The sequence below is a fragment of the Stenotrophomonas sp. 107298_Sma genome (genome assembly GCF_056480345.1).
Window position 1 is genome coordinate 1,318,587 of sequence record NZ_CM151094.1, and the last position, 20,681, is coordinate 1,339,267.

Genomic DNA, 20,681 nt, shown 5'->3' on the forward strand with positions numbered 1-20,681 from the left:
TCGGCTACCGGCGGCTCACACCGCGCAGGGCACCCTGCGCATCGAACTGCAGGCGCACCGATTCGCGGTCTCCGGCGATTTCATCCGGCAGCCACACCAGCTTGCCCGCCTTGCGTACGACTACGTAGACATGGCCGACTTCGGAGGCTGGGTTCTGCAATGCGTTGCGTTTTTCCTGCAGCGCCTGGGCTACGCGTGGCACGGCATCGAAATCGATGTTGGCCAGAGGCGTGCTGCTGCGCTGCAGGCTGATGGTGGGAGCGAACTGTTGTGGGTTCACGGGATTGCCCTTGCGCCACTGGCCGCGTTCGAAATGGTAGCTGTCGACGTGGGTTGGCTGTTGGGGGTCGACCAGATCGAGGTTGATGCGCCCGTCGTCGTAGAAGTGGATGCTGTGGAACACGGTCAATCGCTGTCCGGCCAGCGCCGGCAGCTGCTCCAGCGCCTGGCGTGCGGCCTGCAGGTAGTCCGCATCGAACAGACGGTTGCTGCGTTCGGGAATGGAAATCGGCCGTGGATCGGGAATCGGCGCAAGTGATGCGGGATTCTCGCGCGACGGCTGCGTACCGGTGGGGGCTGGCAACCGGTCGCGCTGCACCGAATGGCCCAGCGTTTCGCCGATCGTCTGCAATCCGCCGCCAGCAACGGCCACGCCCGCCAGTACCAGCAGCACCAGCGAGAACACCAGTCGGGTGGAGGGAGGCTGTTTCATACCTCCTCCATGCGTACGTTTCCACGATCATCCGGGTCGTACAGCAGCGTCACGTGCTCGCGCGGGATGTTGGCCAGTTCGATCAGCGGGATGAAGCGACGCACGCTGGCCTGCCGCATAGCGCCTTCGCGGTCGGTGTACTCCAGCTGGAATTCCACCTGCGGCTGTTCGTTGAGATATGTGCCGGTCTGGCGCACCTTCAGCACCCTGGCCTCCACACCGATGCCACGGTACTTCAGCGCATCGCCACGTGCATCGGCGTGCAGCAGTCGGCCGAGCAGGCGCAGGCCCAGTGCGTAGCCGCACAGCACCAGCGGGCACACCAGCAACGGGTGGCCGAACGACAGGAAGGTCCAGCCCAGGCCTTCGCTCTGCAGCCGGTAGGTGAATACATAGGCACTGGCAACCACCACGATGGCGATGCCACCGCCGATCCCACGCCGCCACAGGCTGGCAACATCCAGCTCGGGATGGGCGCCGTCGAGCACCACGTTGGGGAATTCGCCTGGCGTGCGGCTCAGGCGTGCATCGAGGTGATTGCCGACGACGAAGCGCTGCAGCTGGGGTTTGCTGTCGACCACCAGCATCTGCTCGCTGATCGGCGTGCCGGACAGGTTCTGGAAGGCCAACTGCAGCTTCCACTGCGCGAAGCCACGCACATGCACGCCAGTCTGTTCGGCCTGCTTGATCAGTGTAGTGCGTGGCTCACCGTTGGCGAGGATCGAGCGCACCCGATGCAGGGCACGTGGTGGGCCGAGCAGCAGGTAGTGCAGGAAGGCGAGCAGCAGGACCAGCCACAAGGCCAGCGACAACGCCAGCAGCAGCACTGCCAGCCACGGTGCACTGCGATCAGCCAGCGCCACCGGCCATGACGTGCCGAAATAGAGGATGCAGGGAAAAGGCAACGCGAAGAACAGCAGGAACGCGCCCCAGAACCAGAGATAGGCCTTCATGGGGTGGAGGTGGCAGACCGGTGGAGCAGGGCGCGTAGGTTACTACGCTTCAGCGGAATTGCAGGGTCAGAAGATAGTATCGGCCGAGTGGGTCGTCCAGCCCGGGCATCTGTCCGCCGTTGCCGACCAGATAGTTCACCGGCTGCGTGTCGAGCACGTTGTGCACATCCACCGCGGCGACAATGCGGGGGCCCAGCCGGCGTGCGAGGTGCAGGTTCCAGCGAAGCTGCCGCGGGTTCATGCAGTGGCTCAGTTCGATCTGCTCCTGCGGGCACTCGGCACCGGGCAGCCACGCACGCGTGCGTCCGGTCTGGTTGCCACGCAGCGCGATATCCCAATTGCTGTTCTGCCATTGCACGTTCAGTACGGCGGCGATCTCCGGCGTCACATGGCCGCGCAGGTCCACCGCAGGCTCATGGTCGCGGCGACGACGCAGTTCCTGCTGCTTCAATGCATCGAGCGAGAACAGCCACTGGCCGTTGCTGCCGGCATCGATACGGTACTCGCCGCGCAGCACCCAGTTGCGGGACGTGGTGCGCCCGATGTTGTCGAAGGACAGGCGCAGGCTGCGCAGCTGGCCGTCTTCGTCCAGCTGCCAGGTGCTGCGGTTCCACGCTGCGTCGGATGGCTGCAGGGCCAGGATCTCGTTGCGCAGTTCGACGATGTTGTGGGTCAGCGACAGTGAGAAGGTGTCGTTGGGTGTCCAGGTGGCGGCCAGCGAATGACTGCGCGAGCGCTCGGCTTTCAGTGCGTCGTTCTCCACCACCTCGGCGGTGACGCTGCAACGACCATCACTGATGGTCATCGCGCATTCCGGCAGCGCGCTGGAGGCGGGCAGCGTGATCGAGCCGAAGTAGCCGGGCGGTCGCCGCTGTTCAAACAGGCTGGGAGCGCGATAGCCGCGTCCACTGGCCAGCAGGAACGACCACTGCGGCGTCGGGCTCCAGCGCAGGCCGGCCCGGGGCGAGAACGCCATGAAACCGCCATCACGATCCCAGCGAGCGGCCAGATCCGCGCGCAGCGTGGGCGCAAGCGGCAGGCCGAGCTCGGCGTAGACGCCGCTGCTCTGCCGCGACAGGCGACGTTGCTGCTGTGGCAGCCCCAATGCGAGGTCACCCTGGCTGAGTAGCGCGTCGGGACGCGATGTCCAGCGCTCATGGCGCAGGTCGATGCCGGTGGCCAGCTGCGCAGGGCCACCGGGCAGCGGCATCAGTTCGCGCTGCATACCCCACCAGCCCTGCCATTGTTCGGTACTGCCGCGGTTGCGGATCGATGGGAACAATGCCTCTGCTTCGGCGGCAGGTGGTGCGTCGAAGCCGGGCAGGAACCGTCGCGACTGCGTGGCTTCCAGCAACCGGGTCGCACGTACGGTGCCTGCGGTGGACAGCGTGACTCCGCTGCGTTGGCCGCTGATTCCCGCTTCCCAGCTGCGCCGGCCTTGGTCGCGGCCGATGCCGAAGGTGACATCCGTATCGGTGGCGCGAACGCTGGGGCGCACATTGCCGGCTTCATGCATGACGCTGTTGAAGGTGATTCCGCGCGCGACCACGGCGATGGCGGTTGGACCCAGGTCGAAGCGCTGCCGGTTGTGGCTGGCGCGTGCTTCGACATAGGCATAGCGTCCTTCACCGCGTTCGTGCCGGTAATGCAGGTAGGCCGATGCGGTATCCGAGGCCGGTTGCAGCGAGCGCGGGCGGGCACTGTCGAACCAGCAGCCATCCTCGCGGCGCTTCAACGGGGGCTCGCAGCGCCGGGCCGGCACGTACCAGTTGCCGAAGATCGCGCCGATCGGATACAGCGAGGTTTCCGCATGCCAGTCGCGGCGATCACCGGCCACATGTTCGACACGATGCAGGTCAAGGCCCGCAAACCAGCGGTCGCCGTTCTCGCGCAGGCCACCGGTGGCTGCCTGCACCCGGTACTGCCCGGCATCGCCGCGGCCGCTGAGCCCGGTCTGCAGCATGGCTTCGGGACCATCGGCCTGGTCGCGCAGGATGATGTTGACCACGCCGGACATCGCGTCGGCACCGTAGATGGCGGAGGCGCCACCGCGGACCAGTTCGATGCGATCGACGAAGCTCAGCGGAATGCCGCCCAGATCGGTCAGTCCGCCTTGTTCCAGCGACACCATTGGATAGCGGGGCAGGCGCCGGCCATTGACCAGGAACAGCGTCGCTCGCGGTCCCATGCCGTCGAGACTGGTTGTCGCGGCCGCTCCTACTGGCAGGTACTGCGAATCGCCGCTGCGCGAGGTGCTCATGGCCGGATGGCCGTTCATGCCCGGCAGGTGCCGCAACAGGTCGAACAGGTTGCCGTAGCCGCTGCGCAGGATGTCGTCGCGGTCGATGGTGGTGACCGGCAGCGTTGTCTGCACCGAGGTGCGCGGCAGGCGGCTGCCGGTGACGTGGATCGGTGCCAGTTCCACCTGCGGTGCTGCATCGGGCGCGTTGGGCACGGTGCGTATGGCGTGGGCCGCTGCCGGGGCTTTCGATACCTTGGCCGGTAGTTCGGCGTGAACGCGGCGGATGACAAAGGCGCCTGAGGATGTGCGCAGGATGTTCACCGGCAGGCCGCCGACCAGCTGTTTCAGTGCGGTTGCCGTATCACGCTGGCCATGGCTACCGTTGGTGCGCAGCCCCTCCAGCTCACGTGCGTCGAACAGCAGGGCGGTACCGCTCTGCCGTGCCCATTGCTGCAATGCCGGGACCAATGGTCCGGCGCCCACATCGATCTCCAGCGTGCCGGCAGGCTCGCTGGCATCGGCCACCGGTAATGCCGCTATACCCACTGCCAGATAAAGCAAGGCGCGGAGCAGCCCCCACTGCAGCGCACCCGGACCTGCCTTCACTGCCGGCCTCCTCAGTACGTGCGGCGCAGTTCCAGCGCGCCATCCGGGCGCGTCTGGCCAGCAACGGACCAGCCCAGTTCCAGTGCGGACAGCAGCTCCTGTGCATCCCCCGCGCGGAACGTGCCACTTACCGCCAGATCGGCGATCTCCGGATCGGCGATCACCAGCGGCGTGCGGCCATAGCGGTTCATGCGCTCGACCACGATGGACAGTGGCGTGGCATCAAAGACCAGTTGCCCGTGCAGCCACCCTTCGGCGGCCGCGTTGGATGACAGCGCCGGGCCAGGCTGGATGCGCCCGGAGGGCAGCACCTGCAGCTGCTGGCCAGGTGCCAGCATGTGCTGGGCCGTGCCGCTGCTGACTTCCACTGCGCCCTCCAGCAGTGCGACCTCGACCAGGCCATCGTGCAGGCGCTCGACCTGGAAGGTGGTGCCGATGTCGCGGATCGTGCTGTTGCCAGCCTGCAGCCGCAGTGCCTTGCTCGATGGCGCCACCTGCAGCTGCAGGCGTCCGCGCTCCAGATCCAGTTCGCGATGTCGCCAGCCAAAGCTGGCGCGCAGCGTGGTGCCAGCATCAAGCGTGGCCACGCTGCCATCGGCCAGGGTCAACTGGCGCGGCAGGCGGGTGTCATTGGCGTACAGCTGCGGTGTCGGATTGCCATCCACCGCAACCATCCAGCCGATGCCGATGGCCAGGCAGATGCCGGCGGCCGCGGCCAGGCCGGGCAGCAGGCGACGGCGGGCAGGTCGCGCGGCGCGCGCTGCGGCGGTCCGCAACCAGGGGTCGGTGGCCAGCCCTTCGCCCTGCTGGAACAGGGTCTCGGCCTGTACCCAGGCTTTGACATGGGCAGGGTCCTCAGCCAGCCAGTCTTCGAACGCTTCACGCTCGTCCGCTGTGCAGTCCGGGGCTTCCAGCCGCGCCACCCAGGTGCTGGCGCGTTCGAACACCGAGGCGTCTTCCATGTGCCGGTGGCGGCTCATTCAGCGTCCCTGTCGTTGTGCAGTGGATCCGGCCCCAATTCCTGGCGCAGGCCCTGCAGGGCGCGGGCAATATGTTTTTCCACGGTCTTGGCAGTGATTCCACAGTGCCGCGCAATCTGTGTATAGCTCATGCCCGTGATCCGGTTGAGCAGGTACACCTCGCGCGCGCGCTCGGGCAGTTTGAACAGGGCCTGCCGCAGCAGGGAAAGCATCTGCCCGGACTCGGCTTGGCGCAATGGATCGGGCGAGGTACTGGAAGGCTCGTCGCTGCCATCGTGCTCGGCCAGCGGCAGGTGCGGCCGCGACTGCGGCGAACGGCCGCGGTCTGCCAGGCGGTTGCGGGCGATACGATACAGCAGCAGGCGCAGTTCGTCCGGGCCCTGCGCGCGATAGCGGATCAACCGCTCCATGCAGTCCTGTGCGATGTCCTCCGCATCTTCCGGCCCGACCCCTCGCGTGCGCAGGAACGCGCACAGCGGCGCGCGTTCTTCGCGTACGAACGCGATGAAGGCATCCGCAGGCGCGGGCAGCTGCGGCGCGCGATGGAGCAGGGGGGACGGGGTGGACAGGGCAGGCCTCGCGTGTCGGTGGCAGATGCGTCATCGAGTTTTACGCGACGATGACCGGATGGGGAAGAGTGTGCATCGATCGAATTCTCATTGTGAATGTATTCATCTTTCGGCGCCGGATCCACTGGGGGGGATCGCCCCGCTGCGGCGTTGATCGTTCTACCCGCGTGTTGCGGGTGGAGAGAGAACACATGAAGTATTCGAAGTTGAGCCTGGCCCTGGCCGGGCTGATGGGTGTCGCCACCATGTCCGTGGCTGATGACGTCATGGCAATGAATTATCACGTGCTGGGCGATCGCATCTTCCTGAGTGGCGATGTGACCTACGCCGACGTGGTGTCCCTGCCGGCACTGCTGGCCAAAGCGCAGGCCGAAGGCCGGCCGATCCGCGAAGTGGTATTGCGCACCTCCAATGGTGGCGCGTTGATCGCCGGCGAGTGGCTGCAGGGAGTGATCCGCACCTCCGGCCTCAACACCATCGTGTCCGGCAACTGCATTTCATCCTGCTCGATCATGCAGTCCGGTGGTGTCGAGCGCTATCTGGCCGGCGACCTGCCGATCATCGACTCGGTGCAGATCCACGCGGCCAGCAGCGGTGGCAAGGTGATCTACACGCCGTCGCCGCGCATGACCCAGATCTACACCGGCAACTATGGCGGCGGCATGGATGCCGGCCTGCTGCACAAGGCCATGTATGAAGTGGTACAGCCGAACGGGCTGCTGGTGTTCCGCGATCCAGCCCGCAGCACGGGGGCCTCCATCACCTTTGATCCGGATGGCAGCGGCAGCAAGCTGGAATCATTCCCGGGCCAGGACATCTACAGCAACAGGATCATCACCGCCAACGGGTACCGCGATCCGGGCGACACGTTGAATGTGAGCGCGAACGTGAGCGGCGATATCAATCCAGGCTACCTGCGTACCGGACGCCAGCTGCAGGCCTTCGTCGATGATGATTTCGCGCGCTGGAATACCGACTGGCAATCCACCTACATCAACCTTGCGCAGAGCATCTACAACGCCTCGAGCCGCGGTCCGCAGGGCATCGGCCCGCTGTCGGTGCAGGGTTACCTGAATGACCCGGATATCCAGGACCTGCTGCTGTCCAAACTGCGTCTGGCGGATCTGGATGCCTCTACGCTGGACAACGCCATGGGTGTGATCCGCGTGACCAATGGCGCCACCTGGCGCACGTCCGCTACCACGGGTGCGGACTTCATGCTGGTGGACAACGGCACCATCGCCCTGGAAGGCGGTGCCCTGCGCGCCTCGGAAGTGCGCGTGCTCGGGGCTGGCATGCTGGTTGGCCACGGCGACGTTGCCGGCACGGCGATGGATCTCAATGCACTGGGCGAAGGCACTGGCCCTTCCTACCGTGAAGACGGCTTCAATCGCCTGCGCGTGTTCGGCACACTGATGCCGCGCGGTGGCGATCTGGTCACCCATGGTTACGTCAATATCATGCCGGGCGGCAAGGTGCTGTTCGATGTGACCGAGGGCGGCGGCACGGCCACTGGCCGCCTGCGCGTGGACACCTTCTTCGATGACGAACAGACCGACGGCGCGCTGGTGATCTCCAAGGGCGCCTTCCTCGAACTGAACGTGGCACAGGGCTACTACGGCCAGGACTTCCGTCGCGATCTGGTGGAAGGACCGATCTACCAAGGTGGTTTCGAAGAAGCCGTGCGCTTGGGGGATACCGGCTACAGTGCCAGCATCACTGGTGGTGATGTGTTCCGCCCGCGCCACAACTCGCTGTTGAGCTTCAATGTGAAGCAGACCGCCGATGGTCTGTGGTTGACCGCCAACCCCGGCTTCGACCAGGTGGGGCTGTTCGCCAACGGCACTTCGGGCGATGGCTTGGGCCGCGCATTGGCAACCGCCTCCGATCGCCAGGACAAAGGCCTGAAGTCGCTGCTCGGTGCACTGCAGTTCGCTGATCGCGACGTAATCGCACAGCAGGCCGGAGCCCTGCGCGGTGATGCGCACGCCAGCCTGCGCCTGGCCGACACTGCGCTGGTGGGCAGCATCGGCAACGTCGTGCAGCAGCACCAGTCGGCACTACGCAGCGGCGGTGATGCCGACGGCCTGGCCTCGCAGGTTGCGCAGTCGGTCTCATCTCAACCGGGCATGCGCCATGGCAGCCTGTTCAACCAGCTCGCCATGCATCTGGTCGAGCCGGCGTCGGGCAGCGCTGCGGGCAGCGGTGATGCTGGCCGCAACCATGGCATCTGGGCCCGCGGTTTCGCCAGCCATGGCCGCATCGATGCCGACGGTGGCGTGGCGGGGCTCAGCCACAACATCGGCGGCATCGTGATCGGTGCCGACACCCGCGTGGCCGATGACCGCGTTACCCTCGGCGTCAGCGTGGCAGCGGCCGACATGTCGACCAAGGCCAGTGACGGCGCCGGGTTCACCGGCGATGTGCGCGCGCTGGACGTGGGCGGCTACCTGGATGCGACCTACTCGCGGGGCTACCTGTCGGCAGCGGTGCGCTACACCGACCTGCGCCACGATACCCGCCGCAGCATCGGCGGTATCGATGGCCTGCAGCAGCCACTGCGCGCCAGGTACAGCAACGATGCGATCTCCGCACGGGCGGAGCACGCGTTCTCCTTCACCACCGGCAAGGGACTGGTGATCCAGCCGTTGCTGCCGGTGGTGGACTACGCGCGTACCTCGGCCACCCGCTTCAATGAAGGCCAGGGCGCGGGTGCCTTGGTGGGGCGCAGCGGCAGCCTGGAGAGCATCCGCGTGGGCGCAGGCCTGCAGCTGTTCAAGACCTTCGAGGGCAACAACGGCGAGCGCATCACGCCGCGCGCCCGCGTGGTCTGGCAGAAGGAACTGGGCGACTCGCAGGCCCGTTACAGCACCGGTTTCGCCGCTGCACCGGATCTGGTGTTCGGTGCCAGCAGCCAGGCCGTGGGCGAGCAGGTGCTGGCTTGGAACCTGGGTGTGACCAGCCGGGCCAGCGAGCGTCTCTCGATCATGGCCGATTATGTAGGCGAGCGCCGCGACGGGCAGATCCAGAATGGCGTGATGCTGGGGCTGGGCTACAAGTTCTAAGCGGTACACGGCACCGGCGATGTGGACATCGCCGGTGCCGTCCCCAGAAGGCGCGTTGCTGCGGTATGGTCGGCGTGGCATCCCACACAGGCTCTTCCATGCAGATCGCCGTCTTCAGCGCCCGCCCTTACGATCGTCGTTTCCTTGAGGAAGCCAACCAGCGCGACGCCGCTGGAGAAGGCTTCGTGTTTGTCTACTTCGATGCGGCCTTGGATGTGCTTACAGCTGCTCTGGCCCAGGATTGCGCGGCGGTCTGTGTGTTCGTCAATGATCGACTTGATGCACCGACGCTGTACGCCCTGCATGCAGTGGGTGTGCGGGCAGTGCTGCTGCGCTGCGCGGGCTTCAACAATGTGGATCTTGCAGCGGCAAAGGCGCTTGGCCTGTTTGTTGCCCGCGTGCCGGCCTATTCGCCAGAAGCGGTGGCCGTGCATGCACTGGCACTGGTGATGACCCTCAACCGTCAGACCCACCGCGCCTACAACCGCGTGCGCGAGGGCAATTTCATGCTGGATGGCCTGCTTGGGCGCACCCTGCATGGCCGCACGGTCGGCATCGTCGGCACCGGCAAGATAGGCTTGGCCACCGCGCGCATTTTCAAGGGCATGGGCTGCACCGTGCTGGGCCACGACCCGTATCCGTCGGCAGGCTTTGCGGATGTGGGCGAGATGGTAGGCATGGATGAACTGCTGGCCCGCGCAGACATTGTGTCGCTGCATTGCCCTTTGACACCGGACACCCAGCATCTGATCAACGACACCTCACTGGTGCGGATGAAGCCGGGCGCGATGCTGGTCAATACCTCGCGCGGCGGGCTGGTCGATACCCATGCGGTGATCCGCGCGCTGAAGTTGCGTCGGCTGGGTCATCTGGCCATCGATGTGTACGAGCAGGAGAGCGCGCTGTTCTTCCAGGACCTGTCCGGAGAGATCATCGACGACGAGGCCTTCCAGCGGTTGATGACCTTCCCCAACGTGCTGGTGACCGGCCACCAGGGCTTCTTCACCGTAGAGGCGCTGCAGGAGATCTCGGCGATCACGCTGGGGAATCTGCGGGATTTCGCGGCGGGGCGGGTGTGTGCGAACCGGGTGGCAGCCGGCTAGGCAACGCTGTGGACACGGACCCCGTCCAAGCGCTCATCAGGGGTATTTACTTTGGGTGAATATCGTATGAAGCTGTCGTGAAGGGAGGCTGTGCTTCTCGGTGGTACAGGGGGCGCAAGGGACGGCGCAGCTGCTTTTCGGCCGGAACATGACGCCAGCACACGTCGGTGGCTTGCCGGACGTCTGGTGATTGCCGACGCATTTGGACAAAGGGACGTTCCATGCGTATCTGGCAGTGGCAGGCGTTGTTGGGCGCGGCATTGGTCATGTCATCGGGGTGGAGCTGGGCGAGCAGCCCGGTGACGCCACATACCGAGTACTACAAGAGGATCAAGACGGGTGAAGGGCTGGCGCCGCTGACCTCGAGCCTGTTCGGGGACAGCATCAGCCCGAGCTCCGGATCGACAGAATTTGTCGTTACCGACATTGACCTGCCAGGAAACAACGCGCTGCCGGTGCGATTGCAGCGTCGCCTCGCTGTGCAGTCCTTCAAGGACCGGCAGCCATTGGGGGGATTCGGCAGCTGGGATATCGAAGTCCCTTTCATGCATGCGACCTTCGATTCCATCTGGAAATGGAACGAGTCGGGCAACGGCGCTACCCAGCGTTGCTCGCAGTCGTTCTACCCTAAGACACGTACCGGCGTAGGCACCTTCGAGATCTGGACCGGCGTGCAGGTACGTGTCCCCGACCAGGGCGAGCAGGAGATGCTGCTGATCGCCAACGCGTCCAACCCCAAGCCCACCAATGGCGAAACCTATCGCTGGGGTACTCGGGGCAACATGCGCCTAAGCTGCCTGGCGTCGACGGCCAACGGTTATCCAGGGGAGGGCTTCCTGGGTGTGGACGCCTCGGGAAACCGGTACTTCTTCAATGTGGGCATTGAGCGAAAGGCCGGCTTCATGGAGCTGGGTCAAGGCGTCGGTTCGCAGCTGGTGCGCGTGCTGCTCATGGCCAGCCGGGTTGAGGATCGCCATGGCAACTGGGTCGCCTATGACTATTCGGGCGACAAGCTGGTTGGCATTCGCGGCAGTGATGGTCGCGCCATCTCCATCGCCTATGCCGGGGACCGCATTGCCAGCGCGACGGCCAATGGCCGGACCTGGAGCTACGAGTACAACGACGGCAACAATGCAATGGGGTTTGCGCGTTGGCCTGCACTGCGCGCTGTACAGCAGCCGGATGGCGCGCGATTCGGCTACGAATACAGCTGGCAGGACGGCGGATTCGGGGGGCTGAATCCGGAGTATCAGAGCTGGGACGGAGAGCCCAAGCTCTGTACCAAGCCCATGTTCGAGCAGTCTGCGTTTACCTTGATCGCGAACCACCCAGCGGGAACGCGTGGACAATTCGAGTTCAAGTATGTGCGCCGTACCCGGCTGGGTGTAAAAAGTACGGCCTGCGCAGACATGGGCGGTGGGCGCTACGCACAGCGTGCCTCCAATGCGTTCGACCTCTTCGCGATCACCAGCAAGACGCTGACGGGGCCCGGGTTGGGCAATCTGACCTGGACATACGAGTCTGGGGGATACGACTCGGGTCTGGCCAACTCCGCAGTGTCGACGATCGTGGAGCCGGACGGGACGCGTCGCCACAGTGTGTTTGGACGAAAGTTCGACGAGAACGAGGGGCAGTTGTTGCAGGAGGCGATTCGCGCGCCCAATGGCCAGATCGTCCAGGTCACCACCAACACCTACATGAGTTCGGCTGAGGTCCAAGGAGGGCCGTTCCCTGACAGCTATGGTTCGCTGACGGCGGCCGATGACCCCTTCGCCAACAAGATCCGCCCTGTGAAGCAGTCCGTCCTCAGCCAGGATGGCGTCAACTTCATCAACACGACCGATCAGTTCGATGCGCATGTTCGGCCGGTCGTGCAGACCGAAAGCAATTCGCTGGGACGCGCGAGGACGCTGAGGACCACGTACTTCGACGATACCGGTCGCTGGATCCTCGGTCAGATCGCGCGCAGCACGCAGACCGTCGGTGGCGCTGAGATCGAGACCGAACGTACAGACTTCGACTCGTTGGCACGCCCGCAGCGGACCTATGCCTTCGGCGTGCTGCAGCAGACACTGGGGTATCACCCGGATGGAACGCTCGCCTCCGTGGCAGACGGCAAGGGCAATGCCATTGCGCTTGGCAGTTGGAAGCGGGGCTTGCCGCAGAGTGTTGCCTTCCCCGACGGCAGCAGTGCCTCGCTGCAGGTCGATGACAACGGCTGGGTGCGCACGGCGGTGGAGCCCAATGGGGCCAGCCGGAGTTTCGATTACGACGGGATGGGACGGATCGTACAGGCGACCCAGGCTGCCAATGACAGCGTTGCCTGGAATCCTTCAACTACCCGGTTCTTCCAGGTGCCTGGCGCGGAGATCGGGCTGGAAGCAGGACACTGGAAACGCGAGTCCAGTACCGGCAATGCACGCGCGGTAACGTACTACGACGGGCTGTGGCGACCGGTGCTGGAAGAGTCGTTCGACGCCGCGGACCGCGGCGGTACCCTGCGCCAGACAGTGACCCGCTATGACAGCAATGGGCGGCCGATCTTCACCTCCTATCCCACGCGCGCGGCATCCGACTTCCGTTCGGCGCTGCCCGGCACCTACACCGGTTATGACGCACTTGGTCGCCCTGTCCGCAGTGAGCAGGACAGCGAGCTCGGCCGCCTGGTCACCACGACGGAGCAGCTTGGCGGAGGCAGCGTAAGGGTGACCAATCCGCGCGGCATTGCCACCACCACCGACTATCTGATGTATGGCAAGCCTGCCCAGGACACGCCCATCCGGATTCTCCACGCCGAGGGCGTGGTGACGGAAATCCAGCGCGACACGCTGGGCAAGCCGCTGTCGATCCTGCGGCGCAATGGCGATGGCAGCATCAGTGTGCGTCGACAGTATGTCTATGACGGCGCCCAGCGGCTGTGCAAGAGCATGGAGCCCGAGACCGGTGCAACCGGCATGGGCTACGACGCGGCAGGCAATCTGCTGTGGTCTGCCTCGGGCCTCGCGCTGCTGGGCCCCCAATGCGAGAGCGAAGGCGCCTATGCGTCACCTTCGCGGGCTGACCGTGGCTACGACAGCATGAACCGCCTGGTGACGTTGCGCTTCTCCGATGGCCAGGGTGATCAGGACTGGAGTTATTGGCCGGGTGGGAAAGTGAAGCGCGTGCAGACCCGCAACAACGGTGCCAGCACCATCAATGAGTACAGCTACAACCTGCGCGGGCTGCCCACCTCCGAGAGCGTGCTGTATGACGGCGGCGAAGTATGGGCACTGGGCTACGGCTACGATGCGAACGGTGCCCTGGCCACCCATGTGCAGCCGTCTGGCCTGACGATCAGCTACAGCCCGAATGCGCTGGGGCAACCAACACGGGCCGGAACCTACGCCACCAACGTGCGCTACTACGCGAACGGTGGCATGAGCGGCTTCACCTATGGCAACGGCGTCGCCCATCAGATGACGCAGAATGCGCGCGGCCTCCCCGACAGGAGCACGGATAGCAGCGCGGGCGGCAAGGTCATCGATGATGGCTACGATTACGATGCCAATGGCAATGTGGCGGCCATCAGCGACGGCTTGCCAGCAGCTCCGGGAAACCGCGACATGCGCTACGACGGTCTGGATCGTCTGACCGCCGTGACAGCTGCCAGCTTCGGGAACGCAAGCTATGCCTACAATGTTCTGGACAACATCGTCGCCGCCAATGTGGGCGCAAGGCGGCAGGCCTTCGAGTACGACTTCAACAATCGGTTGACGAACGTGCGGGATGTCGCCAGTGGTGCGACCGTGACCGGGCTCGGGTATGACGCACAGGGCAACCTGAAGGTGCGCAATGGCGTGGCGTTCCGTTTCGACTATGGCAATCGCCTGCGCGAGGTCGATGGCAAGGAGGCCTATCAGTACGACGCGCATGGACGTCGCACCCTGGCCAGTGCGTCCAATGGCAACATCCGCTCGTTCTATGGACAGGATGGCGTGCTGCGCTACCAGCACGATCAGCGCCAGGCCAAGGGATTTGACTATGTCCAGCTCAACGGCAGCCTAGTTGCCAAGCGTGCGGTGGATATTGCTCCTGCGGCGCTGGTGGTGACTGTTCCGGGATACAGCGGCAACGGTGCGTTTGCCGTGCAATGGACTGCCGTCGCAGGTGCACAGCGCTACGAAGTACAGGAGTCAGTGACGGGAGCGTGGCAGACCGTCTATCAGGGAGCGGCGTTGACGGTAGCGTTGACCGGGCGCAGCTCCGGTGCGTATCGCTACCGAGGGCGTGCCTGCAATGGCACTGTCTGTGGCGCGTGGGGCGTGGAAGCCTCCATCCAGGTGGAGCTTGCACCCACGGCTGCACCCGTGATCACGGCACCAGGACAAGGTGTCAACGGAACCTACTCGCTGAGCTGGTCGGTGGTGCAGGGTGCGGCTCGCTATGTGCTTGAAGAAGCCGTAGGCGCGGGCTGGAACGTGGCCTTTGATGGTTCTGGCCGCACCTATCAAGTAACCGGCAAGGCGGCGGGCGCCTATCGCTATCGGGTCAAAGCGTGCAATCCACAGGGGTGCGGGGCCTACTCGGCCGAAGCGACGATTACGGCGCTGTACGCGCCTTCCGTGCCGACGTTGTCAGTACCTGCTGCAAGCTACAACGGCAGCTATATCCTCTCGCTGTCGAGCGTGGCCCAGGCCAGCAGCTACCGCATCGAAGAGCAGTTCAATGGAGGGGCATGGACTGAGATCAACCGGATCAGCGGCAGTCAGCTGGCCATCAGCGGGCGAATTGCCGGCAGTTATGTCTACCGCGCCTTCGCATGCAATGACGCGGGGTGCAGTGCGGCGAGTTCCACAGGTGCCATCCTGGTGACATTGCCGCCTGTCCAGGCGACAGGGATCAACCTTGGCGGTACAAGCTACAGCTCCACCGTGAGCATGGGGTGGGCGGCAATTCCTACTGCAACACGCTATCAGCTGATGGAACAACTCAATGGTGGCGGCTTCGGCCTCGCGCAGGACGACGGCGCGACCTCGGTGGCCCGTAGTGGTCGCTGGCCCGGCCAGTGGGACTACCAGGTGCGCGGTTGCAACGTTGCCGGTTGCGGGCCGTGGTCAGCAGTTGCGGGCGTGCGCGTGATTGGGCCTCCGGCCACCCCCGTTCTGCGCGTGTCCGATGGGGTGGGAATCGGCGCGGCGTACTCGATCTCCCTGTTGGAAGTGGCAGACGCGACGCGCTATGAAATCGACGAGAGCACTGACGGCGCCAACTGGTCGCTGATTGCAGGGGACCGGACGGTTTCCTTGACCAAGGGCGCTGGCGGCAACTTCTACTACCGCGGGCGTTCCTGCAATCCGGCGGGTTGCAGCGCCAGTACTGCTGCTGGCTTGGTTGCGATTTCCAGTGCACCGCCGGTGCCGACGGGTGTGAAGATCCTGAAGAGCGGCCCCAACATCTGTTCGGTCATCTGGAACGCGTCGCCAGGTGCCACCTACTACAACATGCGTTCAAGCAGTGGGGGCGCGACCTATAGGGCGGAAGGCATCGGGTATGACCTCGATACGCGCTGCCAGGGTGGCTACAAGGTGCGTGCCTGCAATGCGCAGGCGTGCTCGGCCTGGTCGAACTGAGGTGGATGCCATGAACGCAGGAATGAAGACGCTGCTGGTTCGAGCCGCTGCCGGTGCTGCACTGATTCTGTGTGGGCTGTTCAATCAGGTTGCTGCGGAAACGGTTACCTACATCCATACCGATGCGTTGGGGTCGCCGGTTGCTGAGACTGACGCGGCAGGCAACGTGATCCGTCGGACTGTCTATGAGCCGTATGGCGCGGTGGTCGGAACGCCGGTTGCTGACGGGCCTGGTTATACCGGTCATGTAAGTGATGCTTCGACGGGCTTGAGCTACATGCAGCAGCGGTACATGGATCCAGGGCTGGGTATGTTTCTGAGTGTGGATCCTGTGACTGCCTACGAAGCTCCCGTGGTGCAGTTCAATAGATACCGTTATGGGAACGGAAGCCCTTATCGATTCGTTGACCCAGATGGACGAAGTGCGATGAGAACTGACTCGCGCGTATGTGGTGGTGCCTCACATGTTTTAGTCGGGAATAGACTGTTCGGTTAATGCTCCCACCGGTGGCGAAAGCTCTATTCACGGGCATCCTCTCGTGAGGGACCACGGAGGAAGCCATTCGCCCTTCAGTCCAGGCGATGTGAACTGGTATCGGACTACACCTGGTGTTCCTCATTTCCTTACAACCCCTAATGGTGTATTTGAGTTCAGTAGTGAGTCTTCACCTGTGTTGCAGATTGGGAAGTAATATGAAGAACCATGGCTTGATGATCGGTGTAGTAGCTGTGTGCGCGATGTTGGCTGCGGTGCCTGCATGTAGCAGGCGCACAGATGATGCCGGGCAGGATTCAGCAAAATTGGATGCCTGCTACTACAGGGTGAAAAATTCTCAGAGATGTGACTCAAGTTTCCAGCGGCTTATGTTGAATCCGGCGTCCGCTGCTGGTCGACAGGTTGGGCTTGTCGGGTATCTGGCGCCGAGAAGTGGAGTGGCGTTGCTCTATCCAGATGAGCAGTCATATCTCAATGACGTAGTGGTCAACGCCGTCGCTCTCGAGGGAGATCTATCTCTGTTGAGTGGCAAATGGTACAAAACTGTGCGCCTGAGGGCTGTGTTTCATCTGACGGATGACCCGATTGCTCCGTGGTTTGGCGTCATGCGCGGCCTCAGCGTTGCAGATCCGGTCGTCCCTTTGGAAAGGGAGGATCCAGTGGTGATCCACGAGGACGTATCCTCTGAAGGTCAACGCTGATGTTCGTTGGAGCACCTTGTGCAGCGCGCGGTCGGCACCTGTTCGGTTTGCGGGTTCGGGAGCGTTGCCGGCGTTCGGCTCGATCGCCGCAGAAGTCTTGAAGGGCAGTAGATCCCCATGGCATCGCCTTCTGGCGATTGACCAAAGTGCCAGGCACCTACTACAATGACCAGCTTGGCCGGAATAGCTCAGTTGGTAGAGCGGCGCATTCGTAATGCGTAGGTCGCAGGTTCGACTCCTGTTTCCGGCACCAGTTGCATGAAAAGCCCCGGCCTAGGCCGGGGCTTTTTTTGTGCTTTGGTAGCGCCGGGCCATGCCCGGCGGAATGCCGGCCCCAGTAGTGGCAGCCCATGGCTGGCAGCCCCTAATTTCCGAATCTCGCGGCCAGCCCGGCTTCCCAGGCGCTTAGCGCCGCGCCCTGTTCCCGATCTGGAAACCGCACCCGGCCATTCCTGTGCTATGAATACACGGCCTTGCTTCAAGGCACTTTCAGGGATTGGAAGGATGCGCAGGTTCGGGGGAACTGCAGGCGGTGTGTCGACCAGCTTCAGGGGAGTTGAAGATCAAATTCACAAGCTGGGTGCCTTAGGCGCTTGGCTGTGCTGCGTGCTGCTGATCGGCCTTGGCGTGTCGCCAGCCGCAGTTGCCCAGACGACGGTCACGTACATCCACACGGACGCGTTGGGCTCGGTCGAGGCTGAAAGCGATGCCAACGGCAACGTGATCAAGCGCTATGACTACGAGCCCTACGGCGCCGTGGTAGGTGGTCAGGTCACGGACGGACCGGGGTATACCGGGCATGTGAGCGATGCGGCCACCGGGCTGAGCTACATGCAGCAGCGGTACATGGATCCGCAGCTGGGTGTGTTCCTGTCGGTGGATCCTGTGACGGCGTATGAGCAACCGGTTGGGCAGTTCAATCGCTATCGGTACGCGAACGGGAATCCGTACAGGTTCACGGATCCAGACGGGCGGGAGAGTGGTGCAGCCTTCAAGGTAGTCAACGACGCCACGAATGGGCAGCCGATTACTCCACCGCCCAAAAATCCAAGCGACAGACTCGGGCCGGCAATTGGCGCTGCACTGACAGCAGTTCTGGCCGCTCCAGTGCTGGCCGAGGTAGGTCTGGTCGCAATGGCAAATCCAGGAGCAGTTGCCACGGCAGCCGAAATTGGTGCAGGAGCTGCTGGTGTCACGGGCACCTCTGGCGCGGTGGCGGGAAAGATCACCGGGTACACGAAGCATGGGTTGAATCAGGCGATCTCCCGCGATGGTGGCAGAGGTGTTTCTGCAAAGGCCATACTATCGGCGGTAAAAGACCCTGCGAAGGTCGCCGAGCAGGTCGGTGGCAGGACTGCTTACACCGGGAAAGATGCGAAGGTAGTCCTGAATGGTGAGGGGAAGGTCATAACTGCCATTCCAAGAAGCAGCGATGGGTTGAGAGACCCGAAGGTGAAGTGAAATGAAACGGTCTATCTCGTCCCGTCTGCATTCTCTGTTGGTTGAAATCGCAGCGAAGCACAGCCTTCACTTGCCTGAAGAGGGCATCAAGCACCTTGTCAAACAGGACCGCGAGTCGCTGATCGATGCATTAGTGCAAGAGTTTTCGGAGACCGGTTTGGGATCTGACGATGAGCCTAATCAACGAGGCGTCGAGATCGAAGAGATCATCGATTTCGTTGGCGCTATCGCTAATCAGACTGATGCGTCCAGCGACTAGGCAATGGTTTATTTGGAGTCGTAGGCGGCTGGGTCGCAGGTTCGACTCCTGTTTCCGGCACCAGTTGCAATGAAAAGCCCCGGCCTCTAGTTGGGGCTTTTTTTGTGCTCTGGTAGTGCTGGCCGCTGGCCGGCCCCCCAGTAGTGCCAGCCCATGGCTAGCAGCCCGCGATTCCCGAACCTCGCGGCCTGCTGCCCCCCCCGGCTTCTCAGGAGCCTAGCTCCTAGCACTGTTCCTGACCCGGAAACCGCAGCTGGCCATTCCTGTGCCATGAATACCAGCCTTGCTTCAAGGCTCTTTCAGGGATTGGAAGGATGCGCAGGTTTGGGGGAGCTGCAGGCAGCGTGTCTACCTGCTTTAGGGGATTTGAAGATCGAATTCGCCAGCTTGGCGCCATAGGTGCTTGGCTGTGCTGCGTGCTGCTGATCGGCCTTGGCCTGTCGCCAGTCGTAGTTGCTCAGACGACGGTCACCTACATCCACACGGACGCTTTGGGCTCGGTTGTGGCCGAGAGCGATGCCAGCGGCAACGTAATCAAGCGCTATGACTACGAGCCCTACGGTGCCGTGGTGGGTGGTCCGGTCACGGATGGACCGGGGTATACCGGGCATGTGAGCGACTCGGCCACTGGTCTGAGTTACATGCAGCAGCGGTACATGGATCCGCAGTTGGGCGTGTTCCTGTCGGTTGATCCGGTGACGGCGTATCAGAAACCGGTTGAGCAGTTCAATCGGTACCGGTATGCCAACGGGAATCCTTACAAATTCACCGATCCTGATGGACGGGCCGTCACGTGCGATGAAAAGCGGTGTGCTGGTGAGGTCAATACCATAGCCGATGCTCTAGCTCTTCCTGTCATTCTAACTGTGGCCTACGGCGGTCGGTTGCTTTCAAACCTGATCGATACGGTTCAACGAAATGAGTCGGCTGATCCGTCCGGCTCTATAGCAGCCCCCAGTGGCACGAAGCCACCGGCATTGCCAGTGGATCTGGTAGGTGATCAGAGCAGCCCCTTGGCAGGGTCGAATAAGAACGGCACGCGGCATACAAGTGGCAATCTGAAGCCGGAGTTCGGTGGCACCGGGAACTACGACGAAGACCTCAAGACTCTCGCCGGAGAAACAAGGCCCGCGGTTCGCGGGGACAGCGCTCCTCCTGGAGCACAGATCGGAGAGAATGGCGTCTTTGGTCGCCAGACGAACAGCTCGGGCGGCAAGAGTATCGACATCCCGGCAAATGGTGACAAGCCACATGAAACCCTACACTACGATTGAAGTACTTCCGGACGGCACGCGTTATTTGCCGATGCAGTGGAATGGTGCGAAGCCGAGTGAAGTGGCTCAGCTGCTCCAGGGGCGTCGGCTTCTGGCTTGCAGGTTTCCCTCTACGCAGACGGCGAACCTAGCTTGGCAAGTAGTCTTTAGCTTTGATTCCAATGTGTCTCTTGAAGTGACATCGTCCAGTACCGTTGTTCATGGATGGGACGAATTTGGAACCATTAATGTTGAGATCTTGTCGAGTGCTCTGACTGAATCGGAATGTGAGTGGGTCAATCTAGAGCTTTCGGAAGCACTTGACGTTACGTGTGTTGAAGTCGTTCGTTGGCAACGTGCTGGATTGATCGTTGACTCTGGTATTCGCCTGCGCTTCTCTGATGACCGTATCCTCTCAGTCGTTGCGGTGGACGTGCCGGGTGCACTGCTCTTGACTTTGCCGGGAGATGTAGCCCCCTGTTCGTGGCAATTTCCGGCAAATGACTACGTCTACGTATCGATTGAAGAGGTGGGCTGACTCTTTCACTGGGTATGCCCAATCGTCTCAGTCATGTCTGCCGCCCGACAATGCGTAGGTCGCAGGTTCGACTCCTGTTTCCGGCGCCAGTTGTAGAAAAGCCCCGGTCTTGGTCGGGGCTTTTTTTGTTGGGG

General features: G+C 63.1%; 14 protein-coding genes and 1 tRNA gene. 10 read left to right on the forward strand and 5 right to left on the reverse strand.

Features of this window, described 5'->3' with window-relative positions:
• Positions 1–4: 4 nt before the first annotated feature.
• The 5 genes from ACZK2G_RS06230 to ACZK2G_RS06250 are packed head-to-tail and all read right to left on the reverse strand — an operon-like array spanning position 5 to position 6,023.
• Positions 5–712 carry a hypothetical protein gene (locus ACZK2G_RS06230; RefSeq protein WP_478474945.1) on the reverse strand — a complete coding sequence of 236 codons (708 nt, stop codon included), beginning with the start codon at positions 710–712 and terminating at the stop codon, positions 5–7.
• A complete protein-coding gene (locus ACZK2G_RS06235; protein ID WP_478474947.1) occupies positions 709–1,665 on the reverse strand; it encodes a hypothetical protein in 957 nt (318 codons plus the stop codon). Before ACZK2G_RS06235 ends, ACZK2G_RS06230 begins: the two co-directional genes overlap by 4 nt.
• A 49-nt stretch (positions 1,666–1,714) precedes the next feature.
• Positions 1,715–4,513 (reverse strand): TonB-dependent receptor plug domain-containing protein, encoded by a 2,799-nt coding sequence (locus tag ACZK2G_RS06240; protein WP_478474949.1) that lies wholly within the window; start codon positions 4,511–4,513, stop codon positions 1,715–1,717.
• Between the two features lie 11 nt (positions 4,514–4,524).
• The gene (locus ACZK2G_RS06245) at positions 4,525–5,493 is read right to left on the reverse strand and encodes a FecR family protein (protein ID WP_046983294.1); all 969 of its coding nucleotides are present in this window, start codon (positions 5,491–5,493) and stop codon (positions 4,525–4,527) included.
• Positions 5,490–6,023 (reverse strand): RNA polymerase sigma factor, encoded by a 534-nt coding sequence (locus tag ACZK2G_RS06250; RefSeq protein WP_136638348.1) that lies wholly within the window; start codon positions 6,021–6,023, stop codon positions 5,490–5,492. Before ACZK2G_RS06250 ends, ACZK2G_RS06245 begins: the two co-directional genes overlap by 4 nt.
• A gap of 230 nt (positions 6,024–6,253) precedes the next feature.
• Between ACZK2G_RS06250 and ACZK2G_RS06255 the strand changes: the two genes are divergently transcribed.
• From ACZK2G_RS06255 to ACZK2G_RS06300, 10 genes are all read left to right on the forward strand, one after another.
• Positions 6,254–9,127, forward strand: coding sequence for an autotransporter outer membrane beta-barrel domain-containing protein (locus ACZK2G_RS06255; protein ID WP_478474952.1), 2,874 nt, complete (start codon positions 6,254–6,256; stop codon positions 9,125–9,127).
• Positions 9,128–9,225: 98 nt separating this feature from the next.
• Complete coding sequence (locus tag ACZK2G_RS06260; RefSeq protein ID WP_478474953.1) at positions 9,226–10,230, forward strand: 2-hydroxyacid dehydrogenase; 1,005 nt, start codon at positions 9,226–9,228, stop codon at positions 10,228–10,230.
• A 221-nt stretch (positions 10,231–10,451) separates the two neighbouring features.
• The gene (locus ACZK2G_RS06265; RefSeq protein WP_478474954.1) at positions 10,452–15,839 is read left to right on the forward strand and encodes a hypothetical protein; all 5,388 of its coding nucleotides are present in this window, start codon (positions 10,452–10,454) and stop codon (positions 15,837–15,839) included.
• Positions 15,840–15,861: 22 nt separating this feature from the next.
• On the forward strand, positions 15,862–16,335 hold the full coding sequence (locus ACZK2G_RS06270; protein ID WP_478474956.1) for an RHS repeat-associated core domain-containing protein: 474 nt from the start codon (positions 15,862–15,864) through the stop codon (positions 16,333–16,335).
• 197 nt (positions 16,336–16,532) lie between these two features.
• Positions 16,533–17,036 (forward strand): hypothetical protein, encoded by a 504-nt coding sequence (locus tag ACZK2G_RS06275; RefSeq protein WP_428709278.1) that lies wholly within the window; start codon positions 16,533–16,535, stop codon positions 17,034–17,036.
• 177 nt (positions 17,037–17,213) lie between these two features.
• Positions 17,214–17,289, forward strand: a tRNA-Thr gene (locus ACZK2G_RS06280).
• Between the two features lie 281 nt (positions 17,290–17,570).
• Positions 17,571–18,497: an RHS repeat-associated core domain-containing protein gene (locus tag ACZK2G_RS06285; protein ID WP_478474958.1), complete on the forward strand. Its 927-nt coding sequence runs from the start codon at positions 17,571–17,573 to the stop codon at positions 18,495–18,497.
• 1 nt (position 18,498) lies between these two features.
• Positions 18,499–18,756, forward strand: a complete 258-nt coding sequence (locus ACZK2G_RS06290; protein WP_046983285.1) for a hypothetical protein — start codon at positions 18,499–18,501, stop codon at positions 18,754–18,756.
• A gap of 416 nt (positions 18,757–19,172) precedes the next feature.
• Positions 19,173–20,030, forward strand: coding sequence for an RHS repeat-associated core domain-containing protein (locus tag ACZK2G_RS06295; RefSeq protein WP_478474959.1), 858 nt, complete (start codon positions 19,173–19,175; stop codon positions 20,028–20,030).
• Entirely contained in the window at positions 20,008–20,547 is a 540-nt protein-coding gene (locus tag ACZK2G_RS06300; protein WP_478474961.1) for a hypothetical protein, read from the forward strand. Before ACZK2G_RS06295 ends, ACZK2G_RS06300 begins: the two co-directional genes overlap by 23 nt.
• Positions 20,548–20,681 lie beyond the last annotated feature (134 nt).

Coding starts and splice junctions, on each gene's coding strand:
- ACZK2G_RS06230 (WP_478474945.1), bottom strand. CDS start 712: ATGAAACAGCCTCCCTCCACCCGACTGGTGTTCTCGCTGGTGCTGCTG.
- ACZK2G_RS06245 (WP_046983294.1), bottom strand. CDS start 5,493: ATGAGCCGCCACCGGCACATGGAAGACGCCTCGGTGTTCGAACGCGCC.
- ACZK2G_RS06300 (WP_478474961.1), top strand. CDS start 20,008: ATGAAACCCTACACTACGATTGAAGTACTTCCGGACGGCACGCGTTAT.
- ACZK2G_RS06255 (WP_478474952.1), top strand. CDS start 6,254: ATGAAGTATTCGAAGTTGAGCCTGGCCCTGGCCGGGCTGATGGGTGTC.
- ACZK2G_RS06270 (WP_478474956.1), top strand. CDS start 15,862: ATGAAGACGCTGCTGGTTCGAGCCGCTGCCGGTGCTGCACTGATTCTG.
- ACZK2G_RS06275 (WP_428709278.1), top strand. CDS start 16,533: ATGAAGAACCATGGCTTGATGATCGGTGTAGTAGCTGTGTGCGCGATG.
- ACZK2G_RS06290 (WP_046983285.1), top strand. CDS start 18,499: ATGAAACGGTCTATCTCGTCCCGTCTGCATTCTCTGTTGGTTGAAATC.
- ACZK2G_RS06260 (WP_478474953.1), top strand. CDS start 9,226: ATGCAGATCGCCGTCTTCAGCGCCCGCCCTTACGATCGTCGTTTCCTT.
- ACZK2G_RS06235 (WP_478474947.1), bottom strand. CDS start 1,665: ATGAAGGCCTATCTCTGGTTCTGGGGCGCGTTCCTGCTGTTCTTCGCG.
- ACZK2G_RS06265 (WP_478474954.1), top strand. CDS start 10,452: ATGCGTATCTGGCAGTGGCAGGCGTTGTTGGGCGCGGCATTGGTCATG.